General features: G+C 64.5%; 20 protein-coding genes and 3 pseudogenes. 9 read left to right on the top strand and 14 right to left on the bottom strand.

The genetic code is table 11. The features are described from left to right. Positions 1 to 219 precede the first annotated feature (219 nt). Positions 220 to 1,931: pseudogene (locus OG965_RS38555) on the top strand (ISAzo13 family transposase). 60 nt (positions 1,932 to 1,991) lie between these two features. Next, positions 1,992 to 2,258 (top strand): annotated as a pseudogene (locus OG965_RS38550) (transposase family protein); the annotation flags it as partial. A 67-nt stretch (positions 2,259 to 2,325) separates the two neighbouring features. On the opposite strand, the gene OG965_RS38545 reads toward OG965_RS38550, so the two are convergent. Next, positions 2,326 to 3,161 (bottom strand): IS5 family transposase gene (locus OG965_RS38545; RefSeq protein ID WP_371656738.1). Its coding sequence is split into 2 segments (ribosomal slippage): positions 2,326 to 2,792 and positions 2,792 to 3,161, totalling 837 coding nucleotides; the frame shifts between segments, so codons are not numbered across the junction. A gap of 158 nt (positions 3,162 to 3,319) precedes the next feature. On the opposite strand from OG965_RS38545, the gene OG965_RS38540 reads away from it, so the two are divergent. Both OG965_RS38540 and OG965_RS38535 read left to right on the top strand, forming a co-directional pair. Continuing rightward, on the top strand, positions 3,320 to 4,699 hold the full coding sequence (locus tag OG965_RS38540; protein WP_371647800.1) for an NF041680 family putative transposase: 1,380 nt from the start codon (positions 3,320 to 3,322) through the stop codon (positions 4,697 to 4,699). Between the two features lie 90 nt (positions 4,700 to 4,789). After that, positions 4,790 to 6,042 (top strand): IS3 family transposase gene (locus OG965_RS38535; protein WP_371656737.1). Its coding sequence is split into 2 segments (ribosomal slippage): positions 4,790 to 5,072 and positions 5,072 to 6,042, totalling 1,254 coding nucleotides; the frame shifts between segments, so codons are not numbered across the junction. A gap of 5 nt (positions 6,043 to 6,047) precedes the next feature. Here OG965_RS38535 and OG965_RS38530 read toward each other — a convergent pair. The 4 genes and pseudogenes from OG965_RS38530 to OG965_RS38515 form a co-directional block, all read right to left on the bottom strand. Beyond that, on the bottom strand, positions 6,048 to 7,478 hold the full coding sequence (locus tag OG965_RS38530; RefSeq protein ID WP_371656736.1) for a condensation domain-containing protein: 1,431 nt from the start codon (positions 7,476 to 7,478) through the stop codon (positions 6,048 to 6,050). A 1,149-nt stretch (positions 7,479 to 8,627) separates the two neighbouring features. After that, entirely contained in the window at positions 8,628 to 9,518 is an 891-nt protein-coding gene (locus tag OG965_RS38525; protein WP_371656735.1) for a C40 family peptidase, read from the bottom strand. Between the two features lie 42 nt (positions 9,519 to 9,560). Next, positions 9,561 to 10,253: an SPFH domain-containing protein gene (locus tag OG965_RS38520; protein WP_371657170.1), complete on the bottom strand. Its 693-nt coding sequence runs from the start codon at positions 10,251 to 10,253 to the stop codon at positions 9,561 to 9,563. A gap of 1,115 nt (positions 10,254 to 11,368) precedes the next feature. Next, positions 11,369 to 11,467, bottom strand: a pseudogene (locus tag OG965_RS38515) (IS5/IS1182 family transposase); the annotation flags it as partial. A gap of 82 nt (positions 11,468 to 11,549) precedes the next feature. On the opposite strand from OG965_RS38515, the gene OG965_RS38510 reads away from it, so the two are divergent. The 4 genes from OG965_RS38510 (at position 11,550) to OG965_RS38495 (ending at position 15,423) form a co-directional block, all read left to right on the top strand. Next, on the top strand, positions 11,550 to 11,726 hold the full coding sequence (locus OG965_RS38510; RefSeq protein ID WP_371656734.1) for a hypothetical protein: 177 nt from the start codon (positions 11,550 to 11,552) through the stop codon (positions 11,724 to 11,726). A 26-nt stretch (positions 11,727 to 11,752) separates the two neighbouring features. Continuing rightward, positions 11,753 to 12,319 (top strand): transposase, encoded by a 567-nt coding sequence (locus tag OG965_RS38505; protein WP_371656733.1) that lies wholly within the window; start codon positions 11,753 to 11,755, stop codon positions 12,317 to 12,319. Between the two features lie 1,357 nt (positions 12,320 to 13,676). Further along, positions 13,677 to 14,480, top strand: a complete 804-nt coding sequence (locus tag OG965_RS38500; protein WP_371656732.1) for a transposase family protein — start codon at positions 13,677 to 13,679, stop codon at positions 14,478 to 14,480. A gap of 136 nt (positions 14,481 to 14,616) precedes the next feature. Beyond that, positions 14,617 to 15,423, top strand: coding sequence for a transposase family protein (locus OG965_RS38495; RefSeq protein WP_371656731.1), 807 nt, complete (start codon positions 14,617 to 14,619; stop codon positions 15,421 to 15,423). Positions 15,424 to 15,601: 178 nt separating this feature from the next. Here OG965_RS38495 and OG965_RS38490 read toward each other — a convergent pair whose 3' ends face one another. The 6 genes from OG965_RS38490 to OG965_RS38465 form a co-directional block, all read right to left on the bottom strand. Continuing rightward, positions 15,602 to 15,835, bottom strand: a complete 234-nt coding sequence (locus OG965_RS38490; RefSeq protein WP_371656730.1) for a chaplin — start codon at positions 15,833 to 15,835, stop codon at positions 15,602 to 15,604. 1,185 nt (positions 15,836 to 17,020) lie between these two features. Further along, positions 17,021 to 18,067, bottom strand: a complete 1,047-nt coding sequence (locus OG965_RS38485; RefSeq protein ID WP_371656729.1) for a hypothetical protein — start codon at positions 18,065 to 18,067, stop codon at positions 17,021 to 17,023. A gap of 612 nt (positions 18,068 to 18,679) precedes the next feature. Beyond that, positions 18,680 to 19,669, bottom strand: a complete 990-nt coding sequence (locus OG965_RS38480) for an LLM class flavin-dependent oxidoreductase (protein ID WP_371656728.1) — start codon at positions 19,667 to 19,669, stop codon at positions 18,680 to 18,682. Positions 19,670 to 19,822: 153 nt separating this feature from the next. Further along, positions 19,823 to 20,488 (bottom strand): RNA polymerase sigma factor, encoded by a 666-nt coding sequence (locus OG965_RS38475; RefSeq protein WP_371656727.1) that lies wholly within the window; start codon positions 20,486 to 20,488, stop codon positions 19,823 to 19,825. A gap of 290 nt (positions 20,489 to 20,778) precedes the next feature. After that, entirely contained in the window at positions 20,779 to 21,465 is a 687-nt protein-coding gene (locus OG965_RS38470) for a response regulator (protein WP_371656726.1), read from the bottom strand. A 372-nt stretch (positions 21,466 to 21,837) separates the two neighbouring features. Beyond that, positions 21,838 to 22,641 (bottom strand): transposase family protein, encoded by an 804-nt coding sequence (locus OG965_RS38465; RefSeq protein ID WP_371656725.1) that lies wholly within the window; start codon positions 22,639 to 22,641, stop codon positions 21,838 to 21,840. Positions 22,642 to 22,842: 201 nt separating this feature from the next. Here OG965_RS38465 and OG965_RS38460 point away from each other — a divergent pair, with 201 nt between their 5' ends. Continuing rightward, the gene (locus OG965_RS38460) at positions 22,843 to 23,592 is read left to right on the top strand and encodes a transposase family protein (RefSeq protein ID WP_371656724.1); all 750 of its coding nucleotides are present in this window, start codon (positions 22,843 to 22,845) and stop codon (positions 23,590 to 23,592) included. Between the two features lie 150 nt (positions 23,593 to 23,742). On the opposite strand, the gene OG965_RS38455 is transcribed toward OG965_RS38460, so the two are convergent. The 3 genes from OG965_RS38455 to OG965_RS38445 form a co-directional block, all read right to left on the bottom strand. After that, a complete protein-coding gene (locus tag OG965_RS38455) occupies positions 23,743 to 24,096 on the bottom strand; it encodes a hypothetical protein (RefSeq protein WP_371656723.1) in 354 nt (117 codons plus the stop codon). Positions 24,097 to 24,415: 319 nt separating this feature from the next. Beyond that, positions 24,416 to 25,069 (bottom strand): response regulator, encoded by a 654-nt coding sequence (locus OG965_RS38450; RefSeq protein ID WP_371656722.1) that lies wholly within the window; start codon positions 25,067 to 25,069, stop codon positions 24,416 to 24,418. After that, a complete protein-coding gene (locus OG965_RS38445) occupies positions 25,066 to 26,256 on the bottom strand; it encodes a sensor histidine kinase (protein ID WP_371656721.1) in 1,191 nt (396 codons plus the stop codon). Before OG965_RS38445 ends, OG965_RS38450 begins: the two co-directional genes overlap by 4 nt. Positions 26,257 to 26,506: the final 250 nt, after the last annotated feature.

The raw sequence follows: 26,506 nt of genomic DNA, 5'->3' as shown, positions 1-26,506 counted from the left end.
CACCCGCCTCAACCACCGCCAGCCACCGCCTCTCGACCACGTTCTGCACTGGTCGACCTGGCGACGCCGACGCCAGCATCAGGCCCGCACCAGTCACTACAAACGACGCGGACACAGCCCATGACATCTGCCCACCAGTCACGGCAAGCACCGTTGCAGTACTAAGGGCTCGCAGAGAATCAACGTGTTGCTTCCGGTGATGCGGCTCGTTGACGTGATATGGGCATATCGCAGGAGATTCGAGATCAACTGGCCGCGAAGTTCGAGGTGTTGTTCCCGCACCTGGACGAGCGGCAGCAGCGTCTGCTGATGGGAGCCGAGGCCCGGGTGCTGGGGCATGGCGGGATCCGGGCCGTCGCTCGGGCAGCCGGGGTCAGCGAGGCAACAGTTCGCAAGGGTGCGGACGAGTTGGAGGCGGGAGAAGAGCCTCTGGGGCGAGTCCGTCGGCCAGGCGGCGGACGGAAGAAGGCCGCCGACCTGATGTGGGACTGCGGCCCGCGCTGCTGGCCCTGGTCGAGCCGGACATGCGCGGGGATCCGATGTCGCCGTTGCGGTGGACGACCAAGTCGACTCGGAACCTGGCCAGCGAGCTGACGCGTCAGGGGCACAAGGTCAGCGCCGACACGGTTGGTGACCTGCTGCGGGAGGCGGGCTTCAGTCTGCAAGCCAACGCCAAGACCATCGAGGGCAAACAGCACCCGGACCGGGATGCCCAGTTCCGGTACATCAACGACCAGGCCAAGGAGCACATCAGCGCCGGAGATCCGGTGATTAGCGTGGACAGCAAGAAGAAGGAGCTGGTCGGCCAGTACAAGAACGCCGGGCGCCAGTGGCAACCGGTGGGCGAGCCGGTCACCGTCAAGACGCATGACTTCCTCGACCGAGAGGGGCTCGGCAAGGCGATCCCGTACGGGATCTACGACATTGCGGCGAACACCGGCTGGGTCAACATCGGCACCGACCACGACACTGCCGCGTTCGCAGTGGAGTCCATCCGCCGCTGGTGGCAGGCCCGCGGCCGGCATGACTACCCACACGCCGCACGGCTGATGATCACTGCGGACGCGGGCGGCTCCAACGGCTATCGCACCCGCGCCTGGAAGAGCGAACTCGCCGCCCTGGCCACCGAGACCGGTATGGACATCACGGTGTGTCACCTACCTCCGGGCACATCGAAGTGGAACCGGATCGAGCACCGGCTGTTCTCCCACATCTCCATGAACTGGCGTGGCAGGCCCCTGACCAGCCACGAAGTCATCGTCAACAGCATCGTGGCGACCACCACCCGCACCGGGCTGACAGTCGAAGCCGAACTCGACACCCGCCCCTACGACACCGGTGTGAAGGTCACCGACGCAGAGATCGACGGCTTGGCCATGGCCCGGCACCGCTTCCACGGCGACTGGAACTACACGCTCCGCCCCGCCGGGCACCGGGAAGGCCATGGGACGGAAACCGACAGCAGCACCGCGACGACCCCACAGCCGACCGAGCCGTTGCACCGCATGGACGCCCTCTTCCTGCGCGACCCGGAACTGACCGGCATGGCCGTTCCCCAACTGAACGCTCTGATCACCACGTTGACCCCGGGGCTGGCGCAAGAACGCGAACGAACTCGCCACGAGCGCCGGGGCGGCGAGCGCAGGCGACTCCGCGGCGCGGGCGCCAAGGACAAGCTCTCCGACGAAGACCGGATCCTGGCCACCGTGCTCTGCCTGCGCAAGATCGGAACCCATGACCTGCTCGCCCAGCTCTTCGGCGTCACCGGAAGCACGCTCACACGGGCCGTCCAAGAAGTACGACCGCTCCTGGCCGAGCACGATCACCCGATCCCGTCCTCAACCGTCAGGTTCCGCACCCCGACAGACGTGGCCGCCCACCTCGACAGATACAGCAGCCACCCGCCGAAGAAGATTAAACCCGCATGTTGATTCTCTGCGAGCCCTAAGACTTGTCCCGTTACTGCTGGTCACGAGTGAGATGATCTTGTGGTGTCTGGTGTGATCACGGCGTCGGAGCCGTCCTGGATGGCCCCGTTCACCGGGCTGAGCCCGCGCTGCTTCGGGAAGCTGGTGACCGTGCTGCGGCGCGAGGGTGCGGACGCGGTTCGCAAGGGTCAGCCCTGGAGCCCTCCGCTGGAGGACCGGGCATTGCTGGTCGCGACGTACTGGCGCACAAACTTGACGATGCGCCAGCTCGCACCGCTCTTCGGAGACTCGAAGTCCGCGGCGGACCGCATCATCGACCACCACAGCCCTTACCCACGCACGAAACAACGAGCCGACAAGCGCACCGTCACACCATCCACGACTCCTGTTAGAGGTCCTAACAAAGGCGTTGGACGTGGCGGTGGGTGATGAGGCAGGTGGCGAGTCCGAGGAAGGCTTCGTGGATGTCGTCGCGTCGTTCCCAGCGGATGCGTAGTCGGCGGAAGCCGTGGAGCCAGGCGATGGTCCGTTCCACAACCCACCGGTGGACTCCGAGGCCGGATCCGTGCGGGACGCCGCGGCGGGCGATCACCGGTTTGACCCCCATTGCCCAGACGAGACGGCGGTATTTGTCGTGGTCGTAGCCGCGGTCGCCGAGCAGGCTGTCGGGGCGGTTGCGTGGCCGTCCGACGAGGCCGGCAACAGACGGGATCTTCTTCAGCAGGGGTATCAGCTGGGTGATGTCGTTGCGGTTGCCGCCGGTCAGCGAGACGGCAAGTGGGATGCCCTGGCCGTCGACGATGAGGTGGTGTTTGCTGCCCGGACGTGCTCGGTCGACCGGGCTGGGACCGCTTTTGGGCCCCGTCGAGCTGCCCTGATGTGGGAGGAGTCGATCACCGCCCTCGACCAGTCCAGCTTCTTCGCGACCCGCAGCTTCTTCAGCAGCACCAAGTGCAGTTGGTCCCAGACGCCGGCATCGTTCCACGCTGCCAGGCGCCGCCAGCAGGTCATACCGGATCCGAACCCCAGCTCCTGCGGCAGGTATTCCCACTGGATCCCGGTATGCAGCACGAACAGGATCCCGCAGAGTGCCTGCCGGTCCGGTACCCGGGGGCGTCCCTCCACCTGTTTCGGCGCCGGATCCGGAAGCAACGGCTCGATGAGCGACCATAGTTCATCCGACACGATCCATGGCCGCGACTGACGTTTCCCCACGGCCAGACCAACGACCATCCGAACCAAAAGTCACATGATCAACAACTTCTGTTAGGGCCTCTTAGCTTCGCTTTTATCCCTGCGCCGTGGGCCTGCATGGTTGGTTGGGTGATGTGTGGGACATGGAACGGCCATCGCGGGACTCTCCAGGTAGGTGAAGACCAGGGGAGGACGCGATGGCCGTCGCTGTCAGTGTGCTCGGGCCCGGGATGTCCCGCCAGGGGCAAGCCAACCTGATGCGCTTTCGTAGGAGTTGGTATGCCTGTCTGGTCCGGCGCGCGGATGCGTTGTTTGAGCTGACGGACGCTCTACTGGCGGCCGGGCCGGTCGTCTCGCTGCCGTATCTGTCGCTGGACGGGCTGCACCGACGTGGTCACGGCAGCACCTACGCCGCCTTGGCCCAGGGCCGAGTGGATCCCGAAGCGGCACGTGAGTTGCTGGCCGACTCGCTGCCTGGTGTGTCGTGTCCGGTGTTCGCGGTGGATGTGAGTGTGTGGGTCCGCAGTGATGCCGAGTGCTCGCCCGGCCGCGGTTACTACTACCACCCCTCCAGGCACTCGGCGGGCCAGCCGATCGTGGCAGGCTGGGCCTATTCCTGGCTGGCCGGCCTGGAGCTGAGCACGAACTCGTGGAGCGCTCCGGTCGATGCCCGGCGCCTGCTCCCGGGCGAGAACCCCAGCACCATCGCCGCCCGCCAGATCCGCGGCCTGCTGCAACGGCGTCCCGAACTGGGCGCTCGGAGCCCGCTGTTCGTCTTCGATGGCGGGTACGACTCCGTCCGCCTCGCGCTCGACCTCACCGGCAGTCCGGCTCAGATCCTGGTCCGGGTCCGCTCCGACCGGTGCTTCTACGCCGACCCGCCACCCCGCAGGACGACGGTCGCGGGGCGGCCGCGGCGCCACGGCGCGAAGTTCACCTGTGCCGATCCCGCCACCTGGCCGACCCCGGACTCCGTCCACTCATGTGCGGACGAGCAGTACGGCGTGGTCACCGTGCAGCTCTGGCACCGCCTGCACGCCAAGACCCAGCAGCATGACGGGCATGGCAGCCGTGGCCCTCGCCCTGTCGTCCCGGGCACCGTGGTCCGCCTCAGCGTCGACCGGCTGCCCGGCCGGGCCAGGGCACCGAAGACGTTGTGGCTGTGGTGGGCGGGACCCTCCGGCCAGGTTCCCGATCCGGATTTGCTCTGGCGGGCCTATACCCGCCGCTTCGACATCGAGCACACCTTCCGCTTCGCCCGCCAGACACTGAACTGGACCCTGCCCCGCCCGCGCACCCCGGAACAGGCCGACCGATGGACCTGGATCGTGCTCGTCGCCTACACCCAACTCCGCCTCGCCCGCCCCCTGGTCACCGACCACCGCCTGCCCTGGGAGAAACCACTGCCATCAAATCGGCTCACACCTGGCCGGGTCCGTCGACGATTTCGTCATGTTCAGGCAGCAGTGGGAACACTGACCAACCCACCACAACCCTGCGGACGTTCCACCGGCCGACCACCAGGCAGCCGACGAGGCCCCGCACCCCGCCATCCAGCAGTCAAAACAACCGCATGACCTACGATCCACCACTCTCAGGGATAAAAGCGAAGCTTAGTGAACCGTTCCGGGTTCGGTAGGGACTCGATCATTTGAGAGGATCGAGTCATGGCACGCCCTTCCCCTTACCCCCTTGAACTGCGCAAACGAGCGGTCCGCATGGTCGCCGAAGTACGGCCTGAGTACGACACCGAGTGGTCCGCGATGAAGGCGGTCGCCGCCAAGCTGGGGATCGGGACAACCGAGACGCTGCGCAAATGGGTCCGCCAGGACCAGATCGACAACGGTGCCCGACCGGGGACGACGACGGAGGAGTCCGCGCAGGTCAAGGCGATGAAGAAGGAGATTGCCGAGCTGAAGCGGGCGAACGAGATCTTGAAGGCCGCGGCGAGTTTCTTCGCGGCCGAGCTCGACCGGCCACTGACACGCTCGTAGCGTTCATCGACGAGTACCGGGACCGCTTCGGCGGTGTCGAGCCGATCTGCCGCGTGCTCACCCAGCACGGCTGCAAGATCGCCCCTGCCACCTACTACGCAGCCAGGAAACGCCGGTTGGCGCCCTCGCCGCAGTCCGTGCGGGACGAGGAACTCAAGAAACAGATCAAGGAAGTCTACGAGGCCAACTACCGCGTCTATGGCACGAGGAAGGTCTGGAGACAGCTCAACCGCCAGGGCCGGCAAGTGGCCCGCTGCACCGTCGAGCGCCTGATGCGTGAGATCGGCATCGCCGGCGCTGTCCGCGGCAAGAAAGTGATCACCACGATGCCCGACCCGGCCGCCGCGAGGGCCCCGGACCGCCTGGACCGCGAGTTCGTCGCTCCCGCGCCGAACCGCACCTGGGTCGCCGACTTCACACATATAGCTGCCTGGGCGGGCATCGTCTACGTCGCGTTCGTCGTGGACACCTTCTCGCGCCGCATCGTCGGCTGGTCCGCGTCGCTGTCGAAACAGACCCAACTCGTCCTGGACGCTCTGGACATGGGGCTGTGGCAGCGTGACCGGGACGGATACCCGCCCATTCCAGGTGAGTTGGTGCATCACTCCGATGCCGGGTCCCAATACACGTCATTTCGCCTTGCCGAACACCTGGACGCGGCCCGAATCGCGGCCTCGATCGGCTCGGTCGGCGACGCCTATGACAACGCGCTCATGGAGTCGACGATCGGCCTGTTCAAGACCGAAGTCATCAAACCGCAGCGGCCATGGAAGACGCTCTCGCATGTCGAGCTCGCCACCGCCGAGTGGGTCGACTGGTACAACCACCGTCGACTCCACGGTGAGATAGGGCACATACCGCCCGTCGAATACGAAGCCAACTACTACCGAGCAACCACGAAACCCCAGGTCACAGTCAACATCTGAGATCTCTACCAAACCCGGAACGGTTCATAGCGACTTTTAGCGATCACGGCCGTGCCTTGCGCCACCGAAACGATGAATTCCCGAAGCCGCTCGATGTACCACCGCATGTTGCTGTACGCGATGTCGGTGTCCGGATAGCGGCTCGCGAGGTGCAAGCCTTCGTGGAGCCTGTTCATCCACACGCACACCTGGTCGCCATACGAAACCCGCAACAGCCCGCGCGCCCTCATGCCCTGCCACCGCTCCGACCCCGGAATGCCACGCGTGTCGACGAGCGACACGATCGAGTACAGGTCCGGAGACGTGGGACGAAAGTCGGAGCCCAGCAGCCCGAGCACGCGGGCGATGGGCATCCGGGACAGTGGCCGGTTCTCCCGCAGTGCGGCGCGGACCATCGTGAGTGCACTGTCGAAATCAGGGGCCTGCGCCACGGGAATCTCGATCGGCGCGCCACCGACGTACCAGCCCACCGAGTCCGACCACTGGGACTTCACCCTGGTGTGCAACGGCACGACGGTGCGGAACACCTGCTGCCCACCGATCTCGTGGGCAATGATGCCGGTGGCGGCGAGGACACCGATCAGACTCCCCCCGAAAGGGCGACAGTGTGCCTCGAAGGCTGCTGCGTCCGTGTCGTCCACGAGCATCTCGGACATGAGTCTCTGGGTGGGCATCGGTCCGTCGGGGGCAAGGCCGAGGTCGATGGGGAAGCTCGGCAGCTTCCCGTCGCACTGGGCGATGAACTCCCGCCAGCGAGCGACGATCGCGTGAGTGTCGTCGATCTGGTCTGCGTCCGTGCGCTCGGTCGCACAGAAGTCCACGTAGCTGGCGGCCGGGGGCGCTTCCACAGCGCGGCCTTCCAGTCCGGCCGCGTAGAGATCGTGGATCTCGCCGGGGATGTGCTGGATCGAGTATGAGTCGACGTTGCTGTGGTCGAACGCCATGCAGACGCTTGTGCTGTCTCCTCTGACGACCGCTGTGAAGATAAAGTTCGGCCAGGTCAGCGCATCCGCCGCAACATCGAAACGGTCCTGTAGGTACCGGCTCAGCGTCCCGGTGTCGCAGAAGTCGCCGATGGCCTCGCGGTGCAGCACTACGGCGTCGGCGTCCAGCGTGAAGCGCCGCATTTCCTCGCCAATCCACCGGAAGCCGCTACGCAGCGTCTCGTGCCGAAGCGCCCAGGCCCGCAATACGTCTTGAAGGACGTCGAGATCGATCCGCCCTGGGATGTCGAACACTGTGCCGAGCCAGGTCGGTACGAACAAGCCCTCCTGGCGTACCGATCGCGTCGTTCGAACGTGGGACTCCTGAAGGTACGAGGGTGGGCGAGAGTCGTCCGGTGAAGCCAATGCTGCCTCAACGGTTGTCGGGTGCAGTGTCCATTCCACGAGGCGTCCGGGCCTGATCTCGCAACGCTGGAGGTCGGTGATTCGCAAGGCGGCTCTCCCTTCACGGCATCGCTCGATGCCCACACCAGCAAACGAAGGATTGCTCCGAAAGAGACGCTGGAGTTCGCCCAGGGGCTGCGACTCACGGCAGGACACCCCATCTCCTTGGGGTGCGGCCTCGAGTTGATGCCGTGCGCTCGGCCAAGCCGGGAGCACGCCACCCCGAGGCCGGGTGTCGCGGCAAGCGGGAGGACCGCCGTTATCTGGAGCTCCGCGCTCACCAGAAGCCCGGCAAGAACACCCCCACGAGGACCTCCGTCCGCTCCCGCCTGCTGATCAAATCCTGGCCACTTCGCCCCATGGGCCTCCCGCTCGGTAGTATCGGCGCCGTGTTGGTGATCTGCAGGTTCACCGACTGTCCGTCGCTGGCGGGATGCGCATCGCCGCCCCGGGTGCATGTTTGGCAACGTTGATCAGTGCTTCTTGTGCCAGGCGGTGAACCGCCCCTATAGGCCGTGCCGAGAGCAGTGGGATCACCTGTCACTTTCAGTGTTACCGGGACGCCCCATGAGCGCGGGCACGTCCTCTCAGGTGGGCTGAGGGTGTCCTGAGGTTGCCGCACGCTGTCCGTTGTGAGGAGTCCGGCCCGTCGTACCGAGTGGGTGCGGATCCTGGATCCGCACCCAACCGAATTCACCCATAAACTCGCTGCCCGGTTTCTGAATGGTGATCACTTCAGCGGCGGCCCCACTCGGCATGCCGACGCTCATCAATCAGTGCACGAGCGCCGGCCCACAGCATGGCGTGGCTCACACCGTGAGCCACGCCATCGTGCATCACTCACGCGATGCGAGCCTTTCCTCCCAGCGAGCATCCTCATCGAGGTACTTCCTCTCGTCGCACTCCCGGAGAGCTCCTCGCTCGCACGTACTCGCGATCAAACCTGACACTGAGCGGCGTACAGGCCGAACCCATGGGGGGCAACCCACACAAGAGGAGGCCGGGCGATCCACAGTTCCGGCACGGCGGGGAAGCAACTCACAAGACCCGCAGCGACGCAGGAAATCACCACGGCGAGCAGCAAGCGGCAAGCCGCACCAGAAGAGCACGGCGCTGATGGTGAGCGCCACATCCCACCCTTTGAAATCCGCAACCGGCAGACATAGGTCAGCATCTCCTCCAATCGCTCTCCATCAGTCAGCGGACACGGCCGTACAGGTTGGGGTTGTACGAGCTGAAGGAGGAGACCCGGACCTTCTTGCCGGGTCGGGGGGCTTCCAGGTACTGATCGTTGCCGAGGTAGATGGCGACGTGATGGATGCTCTGGGCTGAACCGTCGCTGGACCAGAACACCAGGTCGCCTCGGCGCAACTCGCCGCGGGAGATCGAGGTGGTGGCCCGGTACTGGTCGTTCGCGACCCTGGGCAAGGAGACGCCGGCACGCCGGTATGCGGCCTGGACCAGGCCTGAGCAGTCCCAGCCGTCCGGCCCGTTGCCACCCCAGACGTACGGGTCGCCAAGCTGGGACATGGCAAAAGAGATGGCAGCCTCGGTGCCGTAGCGCAGCGGGGTTCCGGCAGCGCGTGAAGCACCGGCCCCTCTCGAGTCGGTCCCCCGCGTTTGACGCTCGTACTTGTCCTTGTGACTGGTCCACCACCACTGGCCGTCGCGCTGATACCAGTAGACGCCGTCGATGGCATCCCAGCCTCGCTTACCACGGAAGACAGGCTCACTGCCGGGGCGCGCGGCCGGCGGCGACGGGGTTGCCGCGCGCGCGTCGGGGCTCTGGCCCGTGTGAGCACGGTATTTGTCGTAGTGGGAGGTCCAGCGCCACCAACCGGTCGCGTCCTGGTACCAGTACTTGGAGCCGTCCCAGCCCGCGTGCTTGGGTATTGGCTCCGCGGACGCGGCACCCGAGCCCACGCCCACCAACACCGCCGCCCCCACCGCTGCTGCCAGAGCCCCCCGCACGCTCAGCCCGGAACGAGCCGCGCCAGGATGGACGGGGGTGCTCGTGCACTCGGCGCATCCGCAGTCGTCCGGAACCACTTCAGCGAACCCCGGGCTCTGGAAACCAGCGCTCTTCATAAGAGTTGCTCCCTGTTGTGAGACGGTCATCGTGAAGGTCTTCTATGTGCCCGGTGTCGGGCCGCTGTGCCCTGTATAGAAGGCCACGGTCAGGTCCTTGACGAGAGCTTTTCGTTCGTAGTCGTCCAGCCCCACCAGGCCGCGTTCCGTCAGCCGGGTGACGGTCTCGTCGACCGCGTCCAGAACGGAGGCGAGCACCGTGTCGCGGTGCCGTGCGTCGATGGCCGCGATCTGCCTGCGCCTCATCGCCTCGGCGACGTCGGGCGCGTACTCGATCCGTATGGGTTGGACCGAGAAGACCTCAAGGCCGATCGCCCTGCATTCCTTGGCCAGTAGTTGGCTGAGCATGTCGCCGACGGCGTCGGCCTGGCGAAGGCTCGCCGTTCCCCGACCCGTCTCGTGGAAGGAGTCGGCGGGGAAACGGGAGACGACTCGCGCGGTCACCGCCTCGATCTGCTCACGCAGATAGGTCCCATGGTCGTCCACGGCGAAGACGGCCCGGGCGGTGTCCTTGACCCGCCACACCACTATCACGACCACACGCAGCAGCGATCCTTCCACGTCCGCCACCGCGAGCGGCTCGCTGCGCCAATGCCGCAGCCGCACATCCACAGCGCGGCGCCTCAGCAGCGGGCTGATCCACAGCAACCCGCTTCTGCGCACGGTTCCCCGGTAGCGTCCGAGCCTGCTCAGGACCAAGGCATGTCCTGTCCGGCCCCGTTGCAGGCCTGCCATACCGTAGAGGCCGAACAGTGCGCACGCGACCATCGAGACCCAATACCCCGTCATGTCGTCAACGTGAGATCGCTGGGGAAGCCCCAGAGCACGGGCGAAGTCGGAGGGCACGTGTCCGCTGAGCCACATCAGCCACCCTATGCCCGCGACGGCAACCGCACCGGCACACGCGCCCCATGCTGCTGCGGTGGCGCGGCCGCTGTGTTCCGCCACGGCCTGGTCCAACAGGCGCGGCACAGCTCTGATCGCTGTGCTCCCGGGCACGGCAGGGACGGGGTGTGACGCTTCCAGAGCCGGCCGATCGTGCAGTGAGCGGCCGATGATGGGGCGGGCGGGCACATTCTTCTGCGGCTTCATCGGATATTATTTGTCTCTCTATTCCCCTGCCCATGAGGCACGGATATCCCGGGCTCCGGAAGCCGATGGCGTCCAACACGTCGTCCGCAGCATCTTCCTGACGTCACGTCAGTGCAAATTGCGCGGATTCGATTCTCTCGCACCTCGAACGGGGACGTCTATTGACTAAAGTACTGTCAGCGCAAGACCTTTGGTGCTGGTGCGGCTAATGGCTGTCGATACGTGGGGGTCGCCCGGTGAATTGCTCTGCCCCAGAGCCTGGGCCGCGACCGAGCGTTTCGTCCGGGGAACCGGCGGCCCCAGCTCAGGCGGTGGCGCTCCGGACTTGTACACCGGCGCGACCGCACAGCCAGTGCGACAGTCACCACGACAACGGGGATAAAACGGCGGGGCCCGGGGCCTATTGCCACACCACCTCACCGATGTCCCGGGAGGCTGCCCCACAGCGGCGGCCAGACCGTCAGGACAGGGACGGTCACCAGTAGGGGCTACCAGGCGGCGAGAGTGAGTCTGCTGCATATCGGTGCCCGGCGAGAGGCTCGGGTGGAACTGTCGTGTTTCCGGGACGAGTTCTACCCCTGTCTGACCGCACGTTCGGACGTATCGTTCAAGCTGGGCGAATGCGGTTCTGTGCCGGGCCGGCCCGGGTCAAGTCGGTGGCCGAGCTGTCGATGGCGGGCGAACACCGCTGCGGCCATGGGTTCTACCCCGCTCTGGCCCATGGATGTTATCGACATCGCGGCCGACTGAGGCGGGCAGTTGCGCCGCTTGTCGAGCCGGCTGCCGAAGGCCAGTGACCGCCCGCCGTGGCGGCCGCGTCGGAGCCGGTTGTGGAGCTGGTCAGCCCGCTCGGGGATGGTGTGGCTGCGGCCATGCCGCCACAGCGAGGTGCGGGCTCGTCCCGTTCATGGTTGACCTTCGAACAGGTAGTAGCAGCTGATGACAGACGTGATCGTCTCGGCTGAGGCCGTCGGGGCCGTGCAATCCGCTGGGTTGGAGGCTGGTGCGCTGGACGATCAGTTGATCGGCTGGCTCGTGGACCAGGCGAAGGCCGACGGGATCGAAACTGGCCGGGCAGGGCGGGTGGGGGCAGCAACTGACGCACAGAATTATTGAGTCCCTCGAAGGCGAGATCACCGACCATGTCCGCGATGAGAAGGGCCCGTGCGACCGCCGGCAGCAACGCCCACAACAAGACCCGCTCGCAGACCGTGGTGCCCGAGCTCGGGCCGGTTGTACTCGACGTGCCTCGGCAAGGTGAGGGCAGCTGCGAACCGCAGGTCGCCAGAGAGCGGCGGCGCCGTCTGACCGCTGCGGACGAGAGGGGGCTGTTGCTGTGCGCCCACGGTCTCACTCACGGGGAGACCTCCGCCCACCTGCGGGAGGTCTGCGGCACCGAGGTCTCCGAGACGACCATCTCCACGGTCACCGGTGAGGGTGATCGACGGCATGAACGAGTAGCAGAGCCCGCTCCCTCCGGTCCTCGCCATCATGTTCATCGACTGTGTGCATGCGAAGCTGAGGAGTGGGCAAGTCCGACGGATTGGCCAATCCACGTCCTGTTGGCGGTCACGGCCGACGGCACCCGCACCATGCTCGGGCTGTGGGCCGGCAACGGCGATGCGGGCACCAAGCACTGCCCCAGGTCCCCATCGAGGTCAAGAACGGGGGCGTTGACAATGTCCGCATCCTCCTTTGCGATGCCCTGAAGGGCCTTTCGGACGCGATCGGGTCGGTATGGCCCCAGGCCATGACCCCAACGTGGTACCCCACCTGATGCGGACATCGTTCCGTCATGCGACCCGCAGGACTGGGCCAAGATCTCGAGGGCGCTCAAGCGCGTCTACACCGTGCCACCCCATGATGCCCCGAAGGGGCGGTCTCTGGAGTCTGCAACACCTGGGGCAAGAAGCATCCGGCGATCGTGAGGTTGTGGGGGGGGAACGCCCGAGCCGAGTACGTGCTCCTTCTTCAACTCGACACCCGAATAACAGGTTGATGCACCATGAACGCCATCGAGTCGGTGAAGTCACGGATCCACATGGCCGTCCGCTCTCAGGGGCGTTCCCGAACGAGCAGGCAGCGACCGAGTGCGTCTACATGGCCTTCGCAAGCCTCGATCCCCCCGGTCAAACCCTCACTTAGTGTCGCATCCAATTCGCCCTGATCAGCTCCTTCGTCCATGCCCCGACTGCGCAGTGACAGACGGGAGGCAGCGGCACGTCCCCACGGGCGCGTGTCTGGCAGACCCATCGCCCCGTCGCGAACACCTGGAGTGGACTGGGGCCTGGGTAGAGGGCTAGGGAGCATGACGCGGACGGCGAGCTGGCTGTCCTCTACCCCGCCGCCCCAGTGATCCGTCCCTGCTCACGACGTTTCTGCCTAGGGCGAGTTATGGCGCTGAGGTGAACGTACCACCGCTCATGTTCGCGCCTCGGGTCGTGAGTCTCCGCGGCGAGCTCGGCGTCAGCTTCGGGGAGACTGCCAGCGCCCAACATGATGACCTCATTACCGCGCGAGCAGCTTGGGTTGGGAGCAACCCCACGGGCCTCGACTGCCTACCTGGCGGGTATGGCACACCCTCACCTCCCTGGCTGAAAGCCGGAGGTCATGCCCTACTTCATCGACGCGGCCGTGTTGGTACTCCAGCACCCCAGCCACCACATTGAGGTCCCATTGCAGCCTCTGGCGGGCCGGTCCCCGCGCCCTCACCGGTCACCGCGCCACATGTGCCTGGTCCCTGGAAGAGGCCAGTGTGGCATTCGCCGCTGGCGCCAACGGCCAGCATGTCAAGCTCTGTTCACTACCAGGAACACCTGTCAAGCGCGGGCCACTGGCTACCCCGGAATCGCCGCGCTTCACCTCGGTCGCCCGCAGCAGGCAATCGCGTATTTCGACCCTTTCCTCACTACCTCTCCCTTCACGCGGGCTCCTTGGCAGGCCACGGAATGCTCCATATCGTGGAGATGCAACTGGTCGTGAGTGAACCTCTTTCATCCTGGCCCTTGAAGGGTGAGTGTGCTGGTCAGAGGTTTGTGGTGACATGGCGAAGCCTCCGTCGTTGGTGTGGTGTTCTCACGCATCACGCCGACAACGGAGGCTTCGTTGGTTCCGCATCCTGCCATGCTCGACGTCCCGCACGAGCTCGTCGAGCATGTCTCGTGGCTGCTGCACGCCCGCAGATCGGAGATCAACTCTCCCTGGCGCAGGCTGGGTTGTTTCAAGCAGGCCCTCCTCGCGCTCGCGTATCTGCAGAAGAACGAGACGTTCGCCCAGCTCGGGGCAGGTTTCGGTGTGTCCGAAGCCACGGCATGGAGGTACGTCGACGAAACCCTCGAGGTCCTGGCCGCCTGGGCACCCGGCCTCCGCGAAGCCCTCGTGGGCTTGGGTGACGGTGACTTCGTCATTGTTGACGGCACCCTGATCCCCACCGACCGCATCAAGGCGGACGAGCCCTACTACTCGATGAAGCACAAGAAGCACGGCATGAACGTCCAGGTCATCGCCCGCCCCGACGGCACCCCGCTGTGGTTCTCCCGCACGCTGCCCGGACGGACCCACGACCTGACGGCAGCTCGTGCTCACGGAATCCTGCAGGCCTGCCTGACCAGGCAGATCCTCATTCTGGCCGACCGGGCCTACCAAGGCGCCGGCTCAACCGTCCGCACCCCCTACAAGCACCACCGCATCCAGCCGCCGACCTACCAGCGGTTCAACCGCGTACATGCCCTACTCCGCGCCCCGGGCGAACGCGCCTTCGCCCGCCTGAAGTCCTGGCGCATCCTCCGCCGGGCCAGATGTTCCACCAACCGCATCGGACGCATCGTCGCCGCCGTCCACACCCTCCTCACCTGCAGCTATTCAGGATGAAAGAGGCTCACTGAGGTTTTCTCAGCAAGCGAGTGCGGTGGTCGAGGTGTTTGGCCTGCGTGGACTCTGAACAGCACGTGAAGCCCCTGGTAGGACGGGACTTGCGACAGTTCCTGCCGGTCCCAGGAGGCTTCACGTGGTCTCTCATCGTGCCATGCCCGACGTCCCGCGTCCCGTGGTCGAGTACCTTGCCCGTCTGCTCGCCGGACACCGGCGTGTGATCGGCACCCGTCGCGGAACACGGGCACTGGGCTCGTTCCTTCAAGCCGTGCTCGTGCTGCGGTGGTTTCGTGACCACAGGTGTGTCCACTGCCTGGCCCGGGACGCGGGAATCTCCCAGGCCACCGGTTACCGGTATCTTCATGAAGGCATCGATGTCCTCGCGGCCGAAGCACCCGGCCTCGCCGGGGTCCTGGAACAGGGCCGGCGCAAGGGCCTGCCGTTCGTAGTCCTGGACGGCACCCTCATCCGGTGTGACCGGGTAGCCGGGGAAACCGAACGCGGTACCGACCTCTGGTACGCAATCCGGATCAAGCGCTTCGCCGGCAACGTGCAGTTCCTGGCCGCGCCCGACGGCACACCTCTGTGGGTTTCCGACGTCGAGCCGGGCAGCACCCATGACCTGGCTGCGGCACGCATCCACGCGCTGCCCGACCTCTACCAGGCAGCCCGCGACGGCCTGCCCACACTGGCCGACATCGGATACATCGGCGCGGGCGGCGGCATCCATGTTCCCTTCCGCAAGCACCCCGACCTGCCCGGAGACATCGGCCTCGGCAACGAGACCTACAACAAACTCCTCCGCGGCCTGCGCTTCACCGGTGAGCGCGCCATGGCCGTACTCAAACAGCGCTGGCGCACACTCCAGCACGTCACCCTCAGCCCGAACCGGATCGGCGCCGTCACCCAGGCCGCCCTCGTCCTCAACAACGCCTGGCAGTGATCCCTGAGAAAACCTCAGTGAAGCGAGGGCTGGCGTATGCAGTGATCGCCGCGCGGTCGCCCAGAGCGGCCGCCCGGCCAAGGTCGTCCATCAGCGCCAGGAGGCGTTGGCTGCCTACGGTGCACCCTGGAGGGGAGGACCCTTCACCCGCCTCGCAGCCAGCACTGAGCAGTGATCATCAATCGTCTTCGCACTTGTTTCCGAGCGCCGGGTTGAGAACGCCGATGACGTTGATGGAGTTGCCGCACACGTTGAGGTCCAGGTCCACGGGTTCTTCAGACGTTGACCCCGAAAGTACGCTAGGAGCGTCGCTTGCGGTCCCTAGCGGTTCTTCGTCTGCGGTGGCGGTGCTTGCGGTGGTCAGGACGGTCGCGGCGGCAAGGCAAGCGGCGGCCATGAGGCGTACACGCATGGAAGGCTCCCATCAGCTAGAAAGTCGCACTTGTTCGCATTCATACCTCAGTGTGACCGCCCACGTGACCTCTCACTGACCCGAACGTGGATGAGGCGGCGGCCCCCGCCGGGGCAGAGCTCCATGGCAACTGTGCACACTCCGCCGCCGGCATCGGCGTCGCGGTATCGCCGGGTCCGTGACTGTCCCTCGAGACCGATGAGTCGCCAAGAAGTTGAGCAAACGCGTCGGCGGCCATCCAGGCTACGACCGGCGTGACACCATCTCGGCCTGCACACGCAGCAAGACCGCACCGCCATCCCGTGAGGGGTGTCGTGACCCACTGGCCAGCTCCCATGGAGGCGCGGTCGGCGAGCACTGGGACGCCCTGGCGCTCGCAGATCCGCATGACCTGGTGAGTGCGGGCCGCTCTCCGGTCGCGTGCGCGTCGGGGCAATGCGGGCGCGCCCCACAAGCAGCCGACCGCCCGGGTCGGACACCACCTACACGTTCACCCCGGACCGAGGGTGTTTGTGGTTTGTAGTCGGCCTGGCTGTCGCCAAGCCGGTCGCAATCCGCCAGAGCGCCACGAGCAGGACGTCGTCGGGATCCGTCTCCCACGGCACGTTGAGAAGGCCGGGTGTGCGGTCGGCGAGCAGGCTGCTCCACCACTGCGGAGTAGGGCTGGGCGGTACCCGCCAGCATGCCCAAGCCGACAGCGATCTGGGCAGGGTTCGAGCCTGCGCAAGGTGCACCGGGCCGGCCTGGGCAGACTGGCGCGGCGGGAGCCTGCAGCAGCGGTCACCCTCGCGAGTGATGAGCATGGTGACCCACGCGACCAGGACCTGGGGCAGCCCGAGGCGGACGCTGCCCCGTTCGACTGAGAGCGAGACCTCCATGAAGTCAGGCCAGCGGCGGCGCATGAGAGCCCCAGTCGATGGCGGTGCGAGGGTTGGTGGACAACGGTTGGCCGATGTGGCGGCACTGCGAGGCCGGGGCCGTCCTCTGGCTTGGACTCCTTCGTGCCTGGAGCCCGGCATGACCAGGTCTCAGGGACCTTCCGGAGTCGGCCAGGTTCTCCACAAACTGACCGTTAACAGGAGGATGCCTAGAGGAAAAATGGGAATCTAACCGATTACACAGTACTGCAGGCTGACCCCACTATGCTGGCGACAATGAACGCAAGATCCTTACCATCGGCTTTGATCAAGACATGAGAGCTTTAGCAATTTCCTCATAGGCGGCCATCAGATTACTCAGAGCGGCGGCTTCGAGCGCGTCATTTTCTGGTGAATCCTTCTTCGTGTTAGCCGCGTCAACAGATACCTTGGCCGCGTCGAAGGACTCCTTCACGTGAGCCTTCTGCTCAGGAGTGAGCTGGACCCAGCGCTTCTCAAGCTCCCGGAACCTCTCCGTCAGCCCGAGGACACGGTTCCCTTTACGTGAATCGAAGAATTGCATATTCCAGACCCCCATCCACGCCTCTTCGACTTTCCCGGAAACCCTCACGCTGCCCTTTCCGCTACTGTCATAGAGTACATATGTACCTCCACAGAAAAGCCATACATCATCCTTGCCATAATTATAGTCTCGCAGGGATGCTTTCGCTGCCCCGTCAACCCCCTTCGGGCAGAGAGCCTCAAGCCCTGCCCATGCACTCAGATCACCGAACTCGGGAGACCCGAGACCGCCCTCATTGGCACGGATGGTGGCGTACTTCTTACCCTTGAAAAGGTAGAGACCGTCCGCCTTCTCGAGAGCGGCATCGATACCGCCCTCGAAGTCAGTCCCCTTGAACTGCGGCCATTTCTCGGCGATCTTCCCAGTTTTTCCAGTGGCCGCACCGAGCGCAAAATCATACGGAACGTATTCATTTCCGCAGAAGAAGTAGGCCGAGCTCCGCGAGTCGCCTGCGATATTCGGCACGCGGGCAACCGCGTCGACCCGACTGGTGCATTTGGAGCCGTTCAGACCCTTCCAGTCCGCGGATATCTTTTTCGGCAGCGCGGTGATCCTATCCTTTGTTCCGTTGTACCTGTAGTAGGAATCGCCGCGGAAGATGAAGACATCCGTTGCGACAGCAGGGTCGCCTACGATGGAGTCGAAAGGCGCCTCACCTCGCGACTGAATCGTTTCCGCCTTCTGCTTCTCCCCTGGCGGAACATCGTCCGCTGCCAGGGCGGCCGTGGCACTGGAAAGCACGGCCGCAGCCGCCAGCGCCAACGCCGGGCGGGCGACAGGTGAAATGAGCATATCTACATTCCTTCCCTCTGGGAAAACTGATCCAACGTGCACATCGACGGTTCCGCACCATGATGAAGATTGGCCACCACGAAGCAGTTCTACTTCATCTTGCAGTCCGTTCAGTTCGGGTACACGGCACGGACAGGCAGCCACACCGACTTGGTGACACAATTTCTGGCCAGAGCCATGGAGCCTCCGATTTACTGGTCACCAAAATTCCCCGTCAGAGGTCTGAACATTTTCCGAACGGCTCCAGGCTAGTCCGTATACCACATTCCTGTACACGCACTTCTCTGCTGAATGTCACACCAAGAGCCGAGTGACCCGCGCCACTCTCGCATGGATTCTGAAGAGACAGCGTGACGACTTCATCCAAGAAGCCGGCCGGAGCCACGAGTGCTGCAAGATTTCCGAGACCTCGAAGCCCGCCTTCCCCTCGACCGGAATTCCGACCATGAACCGAGGTCCAGCGCAGGCAACTCACAATGCTCTTGAGGCTCTTCGCCGTCCTTCTGTCAGTGGACTCCGAGGGTGCGGTGGCGGACCGCAGGTGCACGACCTGAGCGGGAGCTCATTTGGGCAGGCTTCAATGACCGTCAGTATTTGCTCTGGGGTGCCCAGTCATCGAACCTGGACAGATCGGGACCGCATCAGGTCCACGATCGCCCGTACATCGGAGAGTGCCGCCTCAATGCCCTCGTGTAGCAGCACTCCTGCACAGCTCAGCACGATCTCCGTGGCGCCAGCCTCGCCGTAGCGTTCCAGTTCCGTAGCGACGTCGTCCGGTGTGCCGTAGAGGAATGCACCTCCGTCTACCGACACGCCGGCCCCGGCCCAGGCATCGGTGGTGTCCACATTCAGCCCGGCCGAGCGCAACAGGCCGGCGTGGTAGCCCCCGCCGAGGTGAATTTCGAGCGCTGAGAACGCCAGCTTCCTGGCATCCCTGCCCGGCGTACGCAGCGCAAAGGGCACGATACATGTGACCCCTGGTCTCGCCCGGTTACGGGTAGCAGCGCCACGGTCGAGTGCGGGAACGATGTGTTGCTTGAGGTGATCCGTCGGGGTGAAGAGAGTGATGGCCACGTCGGCAGCTTGTCCCGCGGTATAGGCCGTCCGCGGCCGTAGCACGCCAGCTGCTAGTGACACCGGTGGGTGGGGTATCTGCAGCAGGGGCTCCTCCAGTTGCAGAGTCCGGCCCTGGAACCCCACGGGTTCTCCGTCCAGCAATCGGCGGACAAGGGTCAGATACTGCGCGACGGCCTTGCGTGGGCTTTCGTAGGGTATTCCGTGCAGTGCCGTGGCGAACTGCGGGTCACCGGTGCTGAACCCTGCGACAGTGCCAGTGCCCGTGAGGAGAGCCAGTGAACGGGCCTGGACGGCCGCGTCCAGGGGGTGACGCAGCGCCGTGAGGTTGACGCTCGTCCCGACAGGCACCTCAATCCCTCGGCCGACGAGATAGGCAAATGCTTGCTGGGTGTCAATCAGCATGGACTGCCCCATGTACAGGCGATCAAGGGAAAGGTCTCGGACAACTTGGCCGAACGCCACCAGATGCTCAAGATCATACGCCATAAAAGGATATATAAGAGAAAGCGAGGGAGAGTAGATCATGGGTACTTCCGCGGTCGTCGTCGTGGTGAGAAAAGGAAGTGGTGCACTGTCCAACGGTCTCATCACCTCCACACCCGTCCAACGTTCATTGTTCCGTCGCCGGAGCCGCCCGGCAGCACCACGGCCAGTTCGAAATACTGCACACCGCGCGTATCAGTAGTAGAAGGCATCAAACCGTTCCGCGATATCGCCGCAATTCCGGCACATGCCCACATGCTCTTCGGTTGCGGAGATATCACTCTTCCTGGTTTTCTCGGCCATATGGACGACCAGTTTGCGTTGAACCGCGCGGCACTTTTCTGGAAGATTCTGCGAGGGAGGCAGACGGGCCTCGATGTATTTCCGACGAAGCCGTGTGCGGGCCCGGTGGGCCAGGGTATTCACATTGGAGGCAGTGATCTCAAGTTCTTGAGCAACCTCTGAAGCAGATTCTCCACATACTGCCGTACGCCACAGGATAATTCGAAAGCGCTCAGGCAGCTCCCTGAACGACGCGGTGAGCATCTCCCATTCGGCTGTCCGTATCGCCACCCCTTCGGCACTGTCATCAGGTTTAACCAGGCCTTCGAAGCAGTCAGTAGGTACCCACCTACGGGATTTCCGGGCATTTTCCGTAGCGAGATTGCGAATGGTTCGAGCCAGGTACGGCGCGAATTCATCCTTCGGCCCTGCACCTGAAATGAGGGCAGAAAGAATTCGGGCGAACGCTTCCGACGAGAGATCTTCGGCATCAGCTTGACTCGCCCCCCACCGACGAGCTATTCGCTGAGCCACTCCTTGGTACCGGAGAAAAATCTCAGAGAAGAGGTCACCGTCCATTGAAGCTCGAATCATATCCAGGATTTCCCTGTCACTAACCCCAGAAAGGCCATGAGCGCCTTTCGCATCCGAAGACCTTGACATGGCGCGGATATCCAATCCAGTGAATCAAAATGCACTGCTCTAATTACACCCAGCCCTGGCACCAGGTGTCGGCGATATATGCTACTTCGCCAGCCTGTGGGCCGAACGGTAATGAAACTCGCCTTTGTGGTGCGCCGGCCTGGGGCTGCCGCCTCCCCAGCTTCGCATCGCAACACGCACCGCATTTCCCTGATCTCAGACCACGCTTAGCGCCCAGTAGCAGCACCGCATCCGGCAGAAAATCCCGCAGCGCTCGCAAAAATGGCGAGCTGAACTCGATTATCGAACCCAAATCTCTTGAGCATCCTGGTCACATGCGATTTGACCGTTCCTTCGCTGACGTGGAGTAAACTGGCAATTTCCCTATTTGATTGCCCTTGGACCAGCAACGACAGCAAGGCACGTTCGCGATCAGATAGATCGGCCAGATCCTCGGATCTCGGGCGCTGATCGATGCAGCCGACACCGGACGTGTTTCGACGGAATATCTCTACAACCTGGTGCGAGAGAAGGGGGGACAATACCCCCAGACCATCAGCTACGTCACGTACGGACTGGGCGAGCTCAAACGGAGGGGTGTCCTTGACAAGAAAACCATCGGCGCCACTCCTTAGCGCCTCATCAATACAATCGGAAGTTCCAAACGTAGTGAGGACGACGACGCGGGGGCCGTCCGGGGTGGCTGTAATCCTTCGTGTTGCCGCCAAGCCGTCGAGGTGGGGCATCCGAATATCCATGAGCACCACATGTGGGTGAAGTCTGGGGACGAGAGCAACCGCGTCCCGCCCATCCCGTGCCTCACCCACGACATGAAGATCGCTGTGAGCTTCAAGCATGGTGCGTATGGCATGGCGCACCATGGCATCGTCATCTGCGATCAGAATGCGGATCATTCGAGTCCTCTGCAGGTTCGGCCTGAAGACACGGACTTCTGATCAGCAGGCTGCCAACCCGACAATCAATCCGTCTCTCCTTGGGCCCCGTCCGGCGACCTACGCCATTCTTCCGGAGCTGCCGAGAGCCCCAGCCAGCCGAAAGGCTGTACCTGAACCCTGCGAAAGTAGGATTGAGGGGCCCTGTCAGATTGGCAGTCCGGCCCGGTGGGAGGGTCTCCGGGTTGGTCGTTTCCCGGATGGGCCGGGCCGGTGGAGACTGCTACAGCGCCCCTGCGCATAGAGTTCCGCTTCTCGCCGAAGGTAAGCGCATCATGAGGCTCGTTTGAAGGTCTTGGTGATCGGGAGTGGAGCGGGCTCAGTGAACCTCTTTCATCCTGAATAGCTGCAGGTGAGGAGGGTGTGAACGGCCGCGATGATACGTCCAACGCGGTTGGTGGAGCATCTGGTCCGGCGAAGAACGCGCCAGGACTTGAGGCGGGCGAAGGCGCGTTCGCCCGGAGCCCGGAGGCGGGCGTGTACGCGGTTGAACCGCTGGTATTGCGGCGGCTGGATGCGGTGGTGGTAGTAGGGAGTACGGACGGTGGCACCGGCTCCTTGGTAGGCCCGGTCGGCGAGGATGAGGATCTGCCGGGTCAGACATGCCTGGACGATTCCGTGAGCACGGGCCGCGGTCAGGTCGTGGGTCCGGCCGGGCAGAGCCCTCGAGAACCACAGGGGTGTCCCGTCGGGACGGGCAATGACCTGCACGTTCATCCCGTGCTTCTTGTGCTTCTGCGAGTAGTAGGGCTCGTCCGCCCTGATCCGGTCAGTGGGTATCAGGGTGCCGTCAACGATGACGAAGTCGCCGTCACCCAGGCCGACGAGAGCTTCTCGCAGGCCCGGTGCCCAGGCGGCCAGGACCTCGAGTGTCTCGTCGACGTACCTCCATGCGGTGGCTTCGGACACACCGAAACCTGCCCCGAGCTGGGCGAACGTCTCGTTCTTCCGTAGATGAGCCAGCGCAAGAAGAGCCTGCTTGAAGCAACCGAGCCTGCGCCAGGGCGAGTTGATCTCCAGTCTGCGGGCATGCAGCAGCCAGGAAACATGCTCAACAAGCTCGTGCGGCACATCGAGCATGGCAGGATACGGAACCAACGAAGCCCCCGGCGTCGATGTGATGAGTGGAATCACCACACCAACGACGGGGGCTTCGCCATGTCACAGGCACCCCTGCTGACCTGCACCTTCACCCTCCGGAGAAGGGATGAAAGAGGTTCAGTAGCGTTTTCAGCGTGGCCACTGATCGGGTGAGGGTGACGGGGTCCGCAACGCACGAGGCTCCTGTGCCGTTGAGAGAGGTGTTCGAAGTCTCAACTCGCTGGCACAGGAGCCTCGTTGGTTCCCTATCCTGCCGCACTCGACCTGCCTCACGCACTCGTCGAGTGGGTCACCATGCTCATCGTCACCCGCGAGGGTGACCGCCGCTGCAAACTCCCGCCCCACCAACGCGCTCTCGTCGGCCTGGTGTACCTGCGCCGGCACGACACCCTCGCCCAGCTCGCCGCCGGTTTCGGCATCTCGGTGGGCACCGCCCACGCCTACACCGCCGCGGTGATCAGCCTTCTCGCCGACCGTACACCGGGACTGCTGCGCGTCCTGCGCGAAACCGATCCCGGCCACGTTCTAGTCGACGGCACCCTGGCCGAATGCGACCGAGTCGGTGACGGCCGGGCCGACTACTCCCACAAACACCGCCGCCACGGGGTGAACGTGCAGGTCGTGACCGCCCCGGCCGGACAGTTGCTGTGGATCTCGCCGGCACTGCCCGGCCGCGCTCACGACCTCACCGCGGCCCGCACCCACCGGATCATCCGGATCTGCGAGCGCCAGGGCGTTCCCCTCCTGGCCGACCGCGCCTACACAGGCGGTGGTTCCTGGGTGACCACGGCGCTCCGGCGCCCGCCGAACGGCGAACTCTCGCCGACCCAGCTCACCGTCAACCGCGCACTCGCCCAGGCCAGGGCACCGGTCGAGCGAGGCGTGGCCCGACTCAAGTCCTGGCGCATCTTCCGCAGGTCCCGATGCAGCCCGAATCGAATGACGTCAATCGCCAAGGCCGTCCTCACACTCGAGCGGCACCGCTGAAAGAGCTCAGTGCATCAGGCGTCTCGGGCATAGTGGTGGCGGTCGTCGATCACGCATGGCGCGGGGGCCAGAAGCGGAGATCCGCCGTGGACACCAGGGGCGCCGCCGTCCCCAGCCGAGATGTCCGTCGCGCGGGGTCAGTCAGGCTGCTCACACTGCCGTCTTGAGATCGGTGCGGTACCGCAGCATCTTCACTGCCTGCATCACGCGCCGGCGGCCGGGCCCCAGCCCTGGTGACGGACGCGCGCCCATCGGGCTCTCGCGCCGCCCGAGTCCTGCTTCGCGGTCGTCGAGGCATGCCGTGTACCGCTTTCCAAGGCAGCGAGCACAGGACGGCAGGCAGAGGGAGCCGGTGGCGCTCGACAGACAGCCGGCACGGAGGGTAAGTGCTTCTACTCGGGCGGGGACTTTCGCGTGTTCACGCTGGGGGTGCAGGAAACCGACCGTCACCGTGACGTCCTTGGGGCCGAAGGAAGCCAGCATCTCGGCGAAGCAGGTGGCCACGCTGGTCTGGCATGGCGCCCATACGGGGGGGACAGTCTGTCCGGCGCAGGTGCCGGCGGCCAAGGTACGCCACGGGGGCGTCGTCGATGCGCGTACCGTATGCGATCTTGCCTTCCACGGTCAGGTCGGCAAGTCGGCGACTTCGTCCGACAGGCGGTTGCAGACTGGCGGCACACCGAAGCTCCAGGGTGGACGCCGGGGCCTTGGCCACGGCAGCGGTTTCTGTCGGTGGGACACGCGGCAAATCCGGTGGGGCGACCTTCCGGGGGTCTTCGTGATCCGCGCACGCGCCTGCCTGCAAGTTCATGCCCGCAAGGGCTTATTCGCCGGCCAGGCCGGCGCGGTGGGCGAGGATCGCGAGTTGGACCCTGTTTCCGACGTCCAGTTTGATGAGTAGCCGGCTGACGTGGGCTTTGACAGTGGCTTCGCTGACGTGGAGTCTGTGGCCGATCTCGGCGTTGGATCTGCCCTGTGCGATGAGAGGCAGGATGTCGCGTTCTCGGTTGGTGAGTGAGGGGAGCAAGTCGCGGTCGATGCCCAGGAAGGCGCGGCTACGATCCCGGACGAGGTGCACGATCTGCAGGGTGATGTCGTTCGACAGGACAGCCTTGCCCTGAGCGACATCACGGATGGCTTGGGCGACTTCCAGGGGCGGGGCGTCTTTGAGCAGGAAGCCGTCGGCACCACTCGTCAGTGCCTGGTCGATGTACTCGGTGACATCGAACGTGGTGAGCATGAGCACGCTGGGGCAGCCCGCGTGTTTCGTGATCTCACAGGTGGCGGCCAGGCCGTCGAGGTGGGGCATGCGGATATCCATGAGCACGACGTCCGGGTGGAGGCGACGGGCCATGGTGATGGCCTCCTGACCGTCCCGTGCCTCGCCGACGACGTGCAGGTCGTCGTGGGATTCGAGCATGGCGTGCAAGGCTTGGCGAACCAAGGCATCGTCGTCGGCGAGCAGGACGCGAATCATGTGGTGCCCTTCAGGAGGCGGTTCGCTGCAATGGGAATGACAGCTCGCACCTGGAACCCACCGTCAGCGCACGGCCCGTCCTCCAGGGTGCCGTTGAGGAAGGACACGCGCTCACGCAGCCCGGCCAGCCCCTTGCCGGAGCCCGGCAGGGAGGCGGTGCCGGTCGTGGGCGGTGCCGCCGCATTCCTCACTCTCAGCTCCAGCGTGTCGCCGTGTTCGGCAAGGAGGATGTGGGTGGCTGCTCCGGGTGCGTGCTTGAGTACATTGGTCAATGCCTCCTGCACGATGCGGTAGAGGCCGTGCTGCGCTGACGATGTCAGGGTGGTATGCACACCGTTCTCCAGCACGACGGGCAGACCGACCGCTCGGGACCGTTCGATGAGCGCAGGGAGATCACTAAGGTTGGGTTGGGGGCCCAAAGGGGCAGCTTGGCCGTCGGAAGGTTTGAGGACGAGCAGCAGTTCGCGCAGCTCTCGCAAAGCCTCTCTGCCAGCCACACGAATTTGGGCTGCTTCCCGTGCCATCCATTGCCTGTCGTGTTCTTCCTTACGGCTGTGGAGCGCAGCCACCTCGATCGCGCCAGCGTGCATCACTATATGGCTGACTCGGTGTGCCACCACGTCGTGCATTTCCCGGGTGATGCGCTGGCGTTCCTCGGCTCGGACCTTCTCGGCCATCAGGATGCGCTCTCGATTGATATAGTTTCTTTGCTCTTCAAGACTTTTACGCAGGCGCTGGCGCGTAGCCACGTAAAGCCCCAGCAGTAGCGGAGTCGCAGTGAAAATAAAGAAATGCGCCGCCAATTGCGACAGAATCGAAGGGCCGTGGTCGCCCGATATATAGACCCAAAAGTGGACAGCCCCACATGCAGCAAGAATTCCGACTTGCCACAGGTACGACCGAATTTTCGTACCCACGGTGTACAGGGCGACTGCCTCGGCAGCCGGGTAGAAACTCACCACATCAGCTGCAATCGCCACGACAGCGATAGGCAATGGCCAGCGTCGACGAAACAGCAGAAGCACGCTCATGGCGAGCCATACCGCATAGTTGAACCACGGATTCGACGGAAAAGTCCAGTCCTGCGCGCCTCGCAGAAGCAGGTCGCGCACTTCGTATACAGCCGCCGCCAGACTCACGCCAATATCGACCCGCGTCGGACGCCAAGACGTATCACCGGTGCGCATGACCAATCCTTACCTTGTTGCGTCTCCAGTACCGCCGCACGGGCCGTACCCGACCCTCATTCCAGTACGCGGCTAGGGTTGCAGCGCCATCGCATCTGACCATCCACTCGTCAGGCTGATTTTCTCACCTTCGTGCGGAGCACGTAGGTGAGAAAGGGGTAACGGCACGCGCTCCCCGGCCGTCGGCCTAGCAGTAAGGCTTACACACTCCTGCGTAACCTACCCCCCTACTTTCGTCGGGGGTCAGAGC

Source organism: Streptomyces sp. NBC_00224, from assembly GCF_041435195.1.
Taxonomy (GTDB): domain Bacteria; phylum Actinomycetota; class Actinomycetes; order Streptomycetales; family Streptomycetaceae; genus Streptomyces.
Note: the sequence above shows the minus strand (reverse complement) of the source record. Positions and strands in the feature narration are given on the sequence as shown.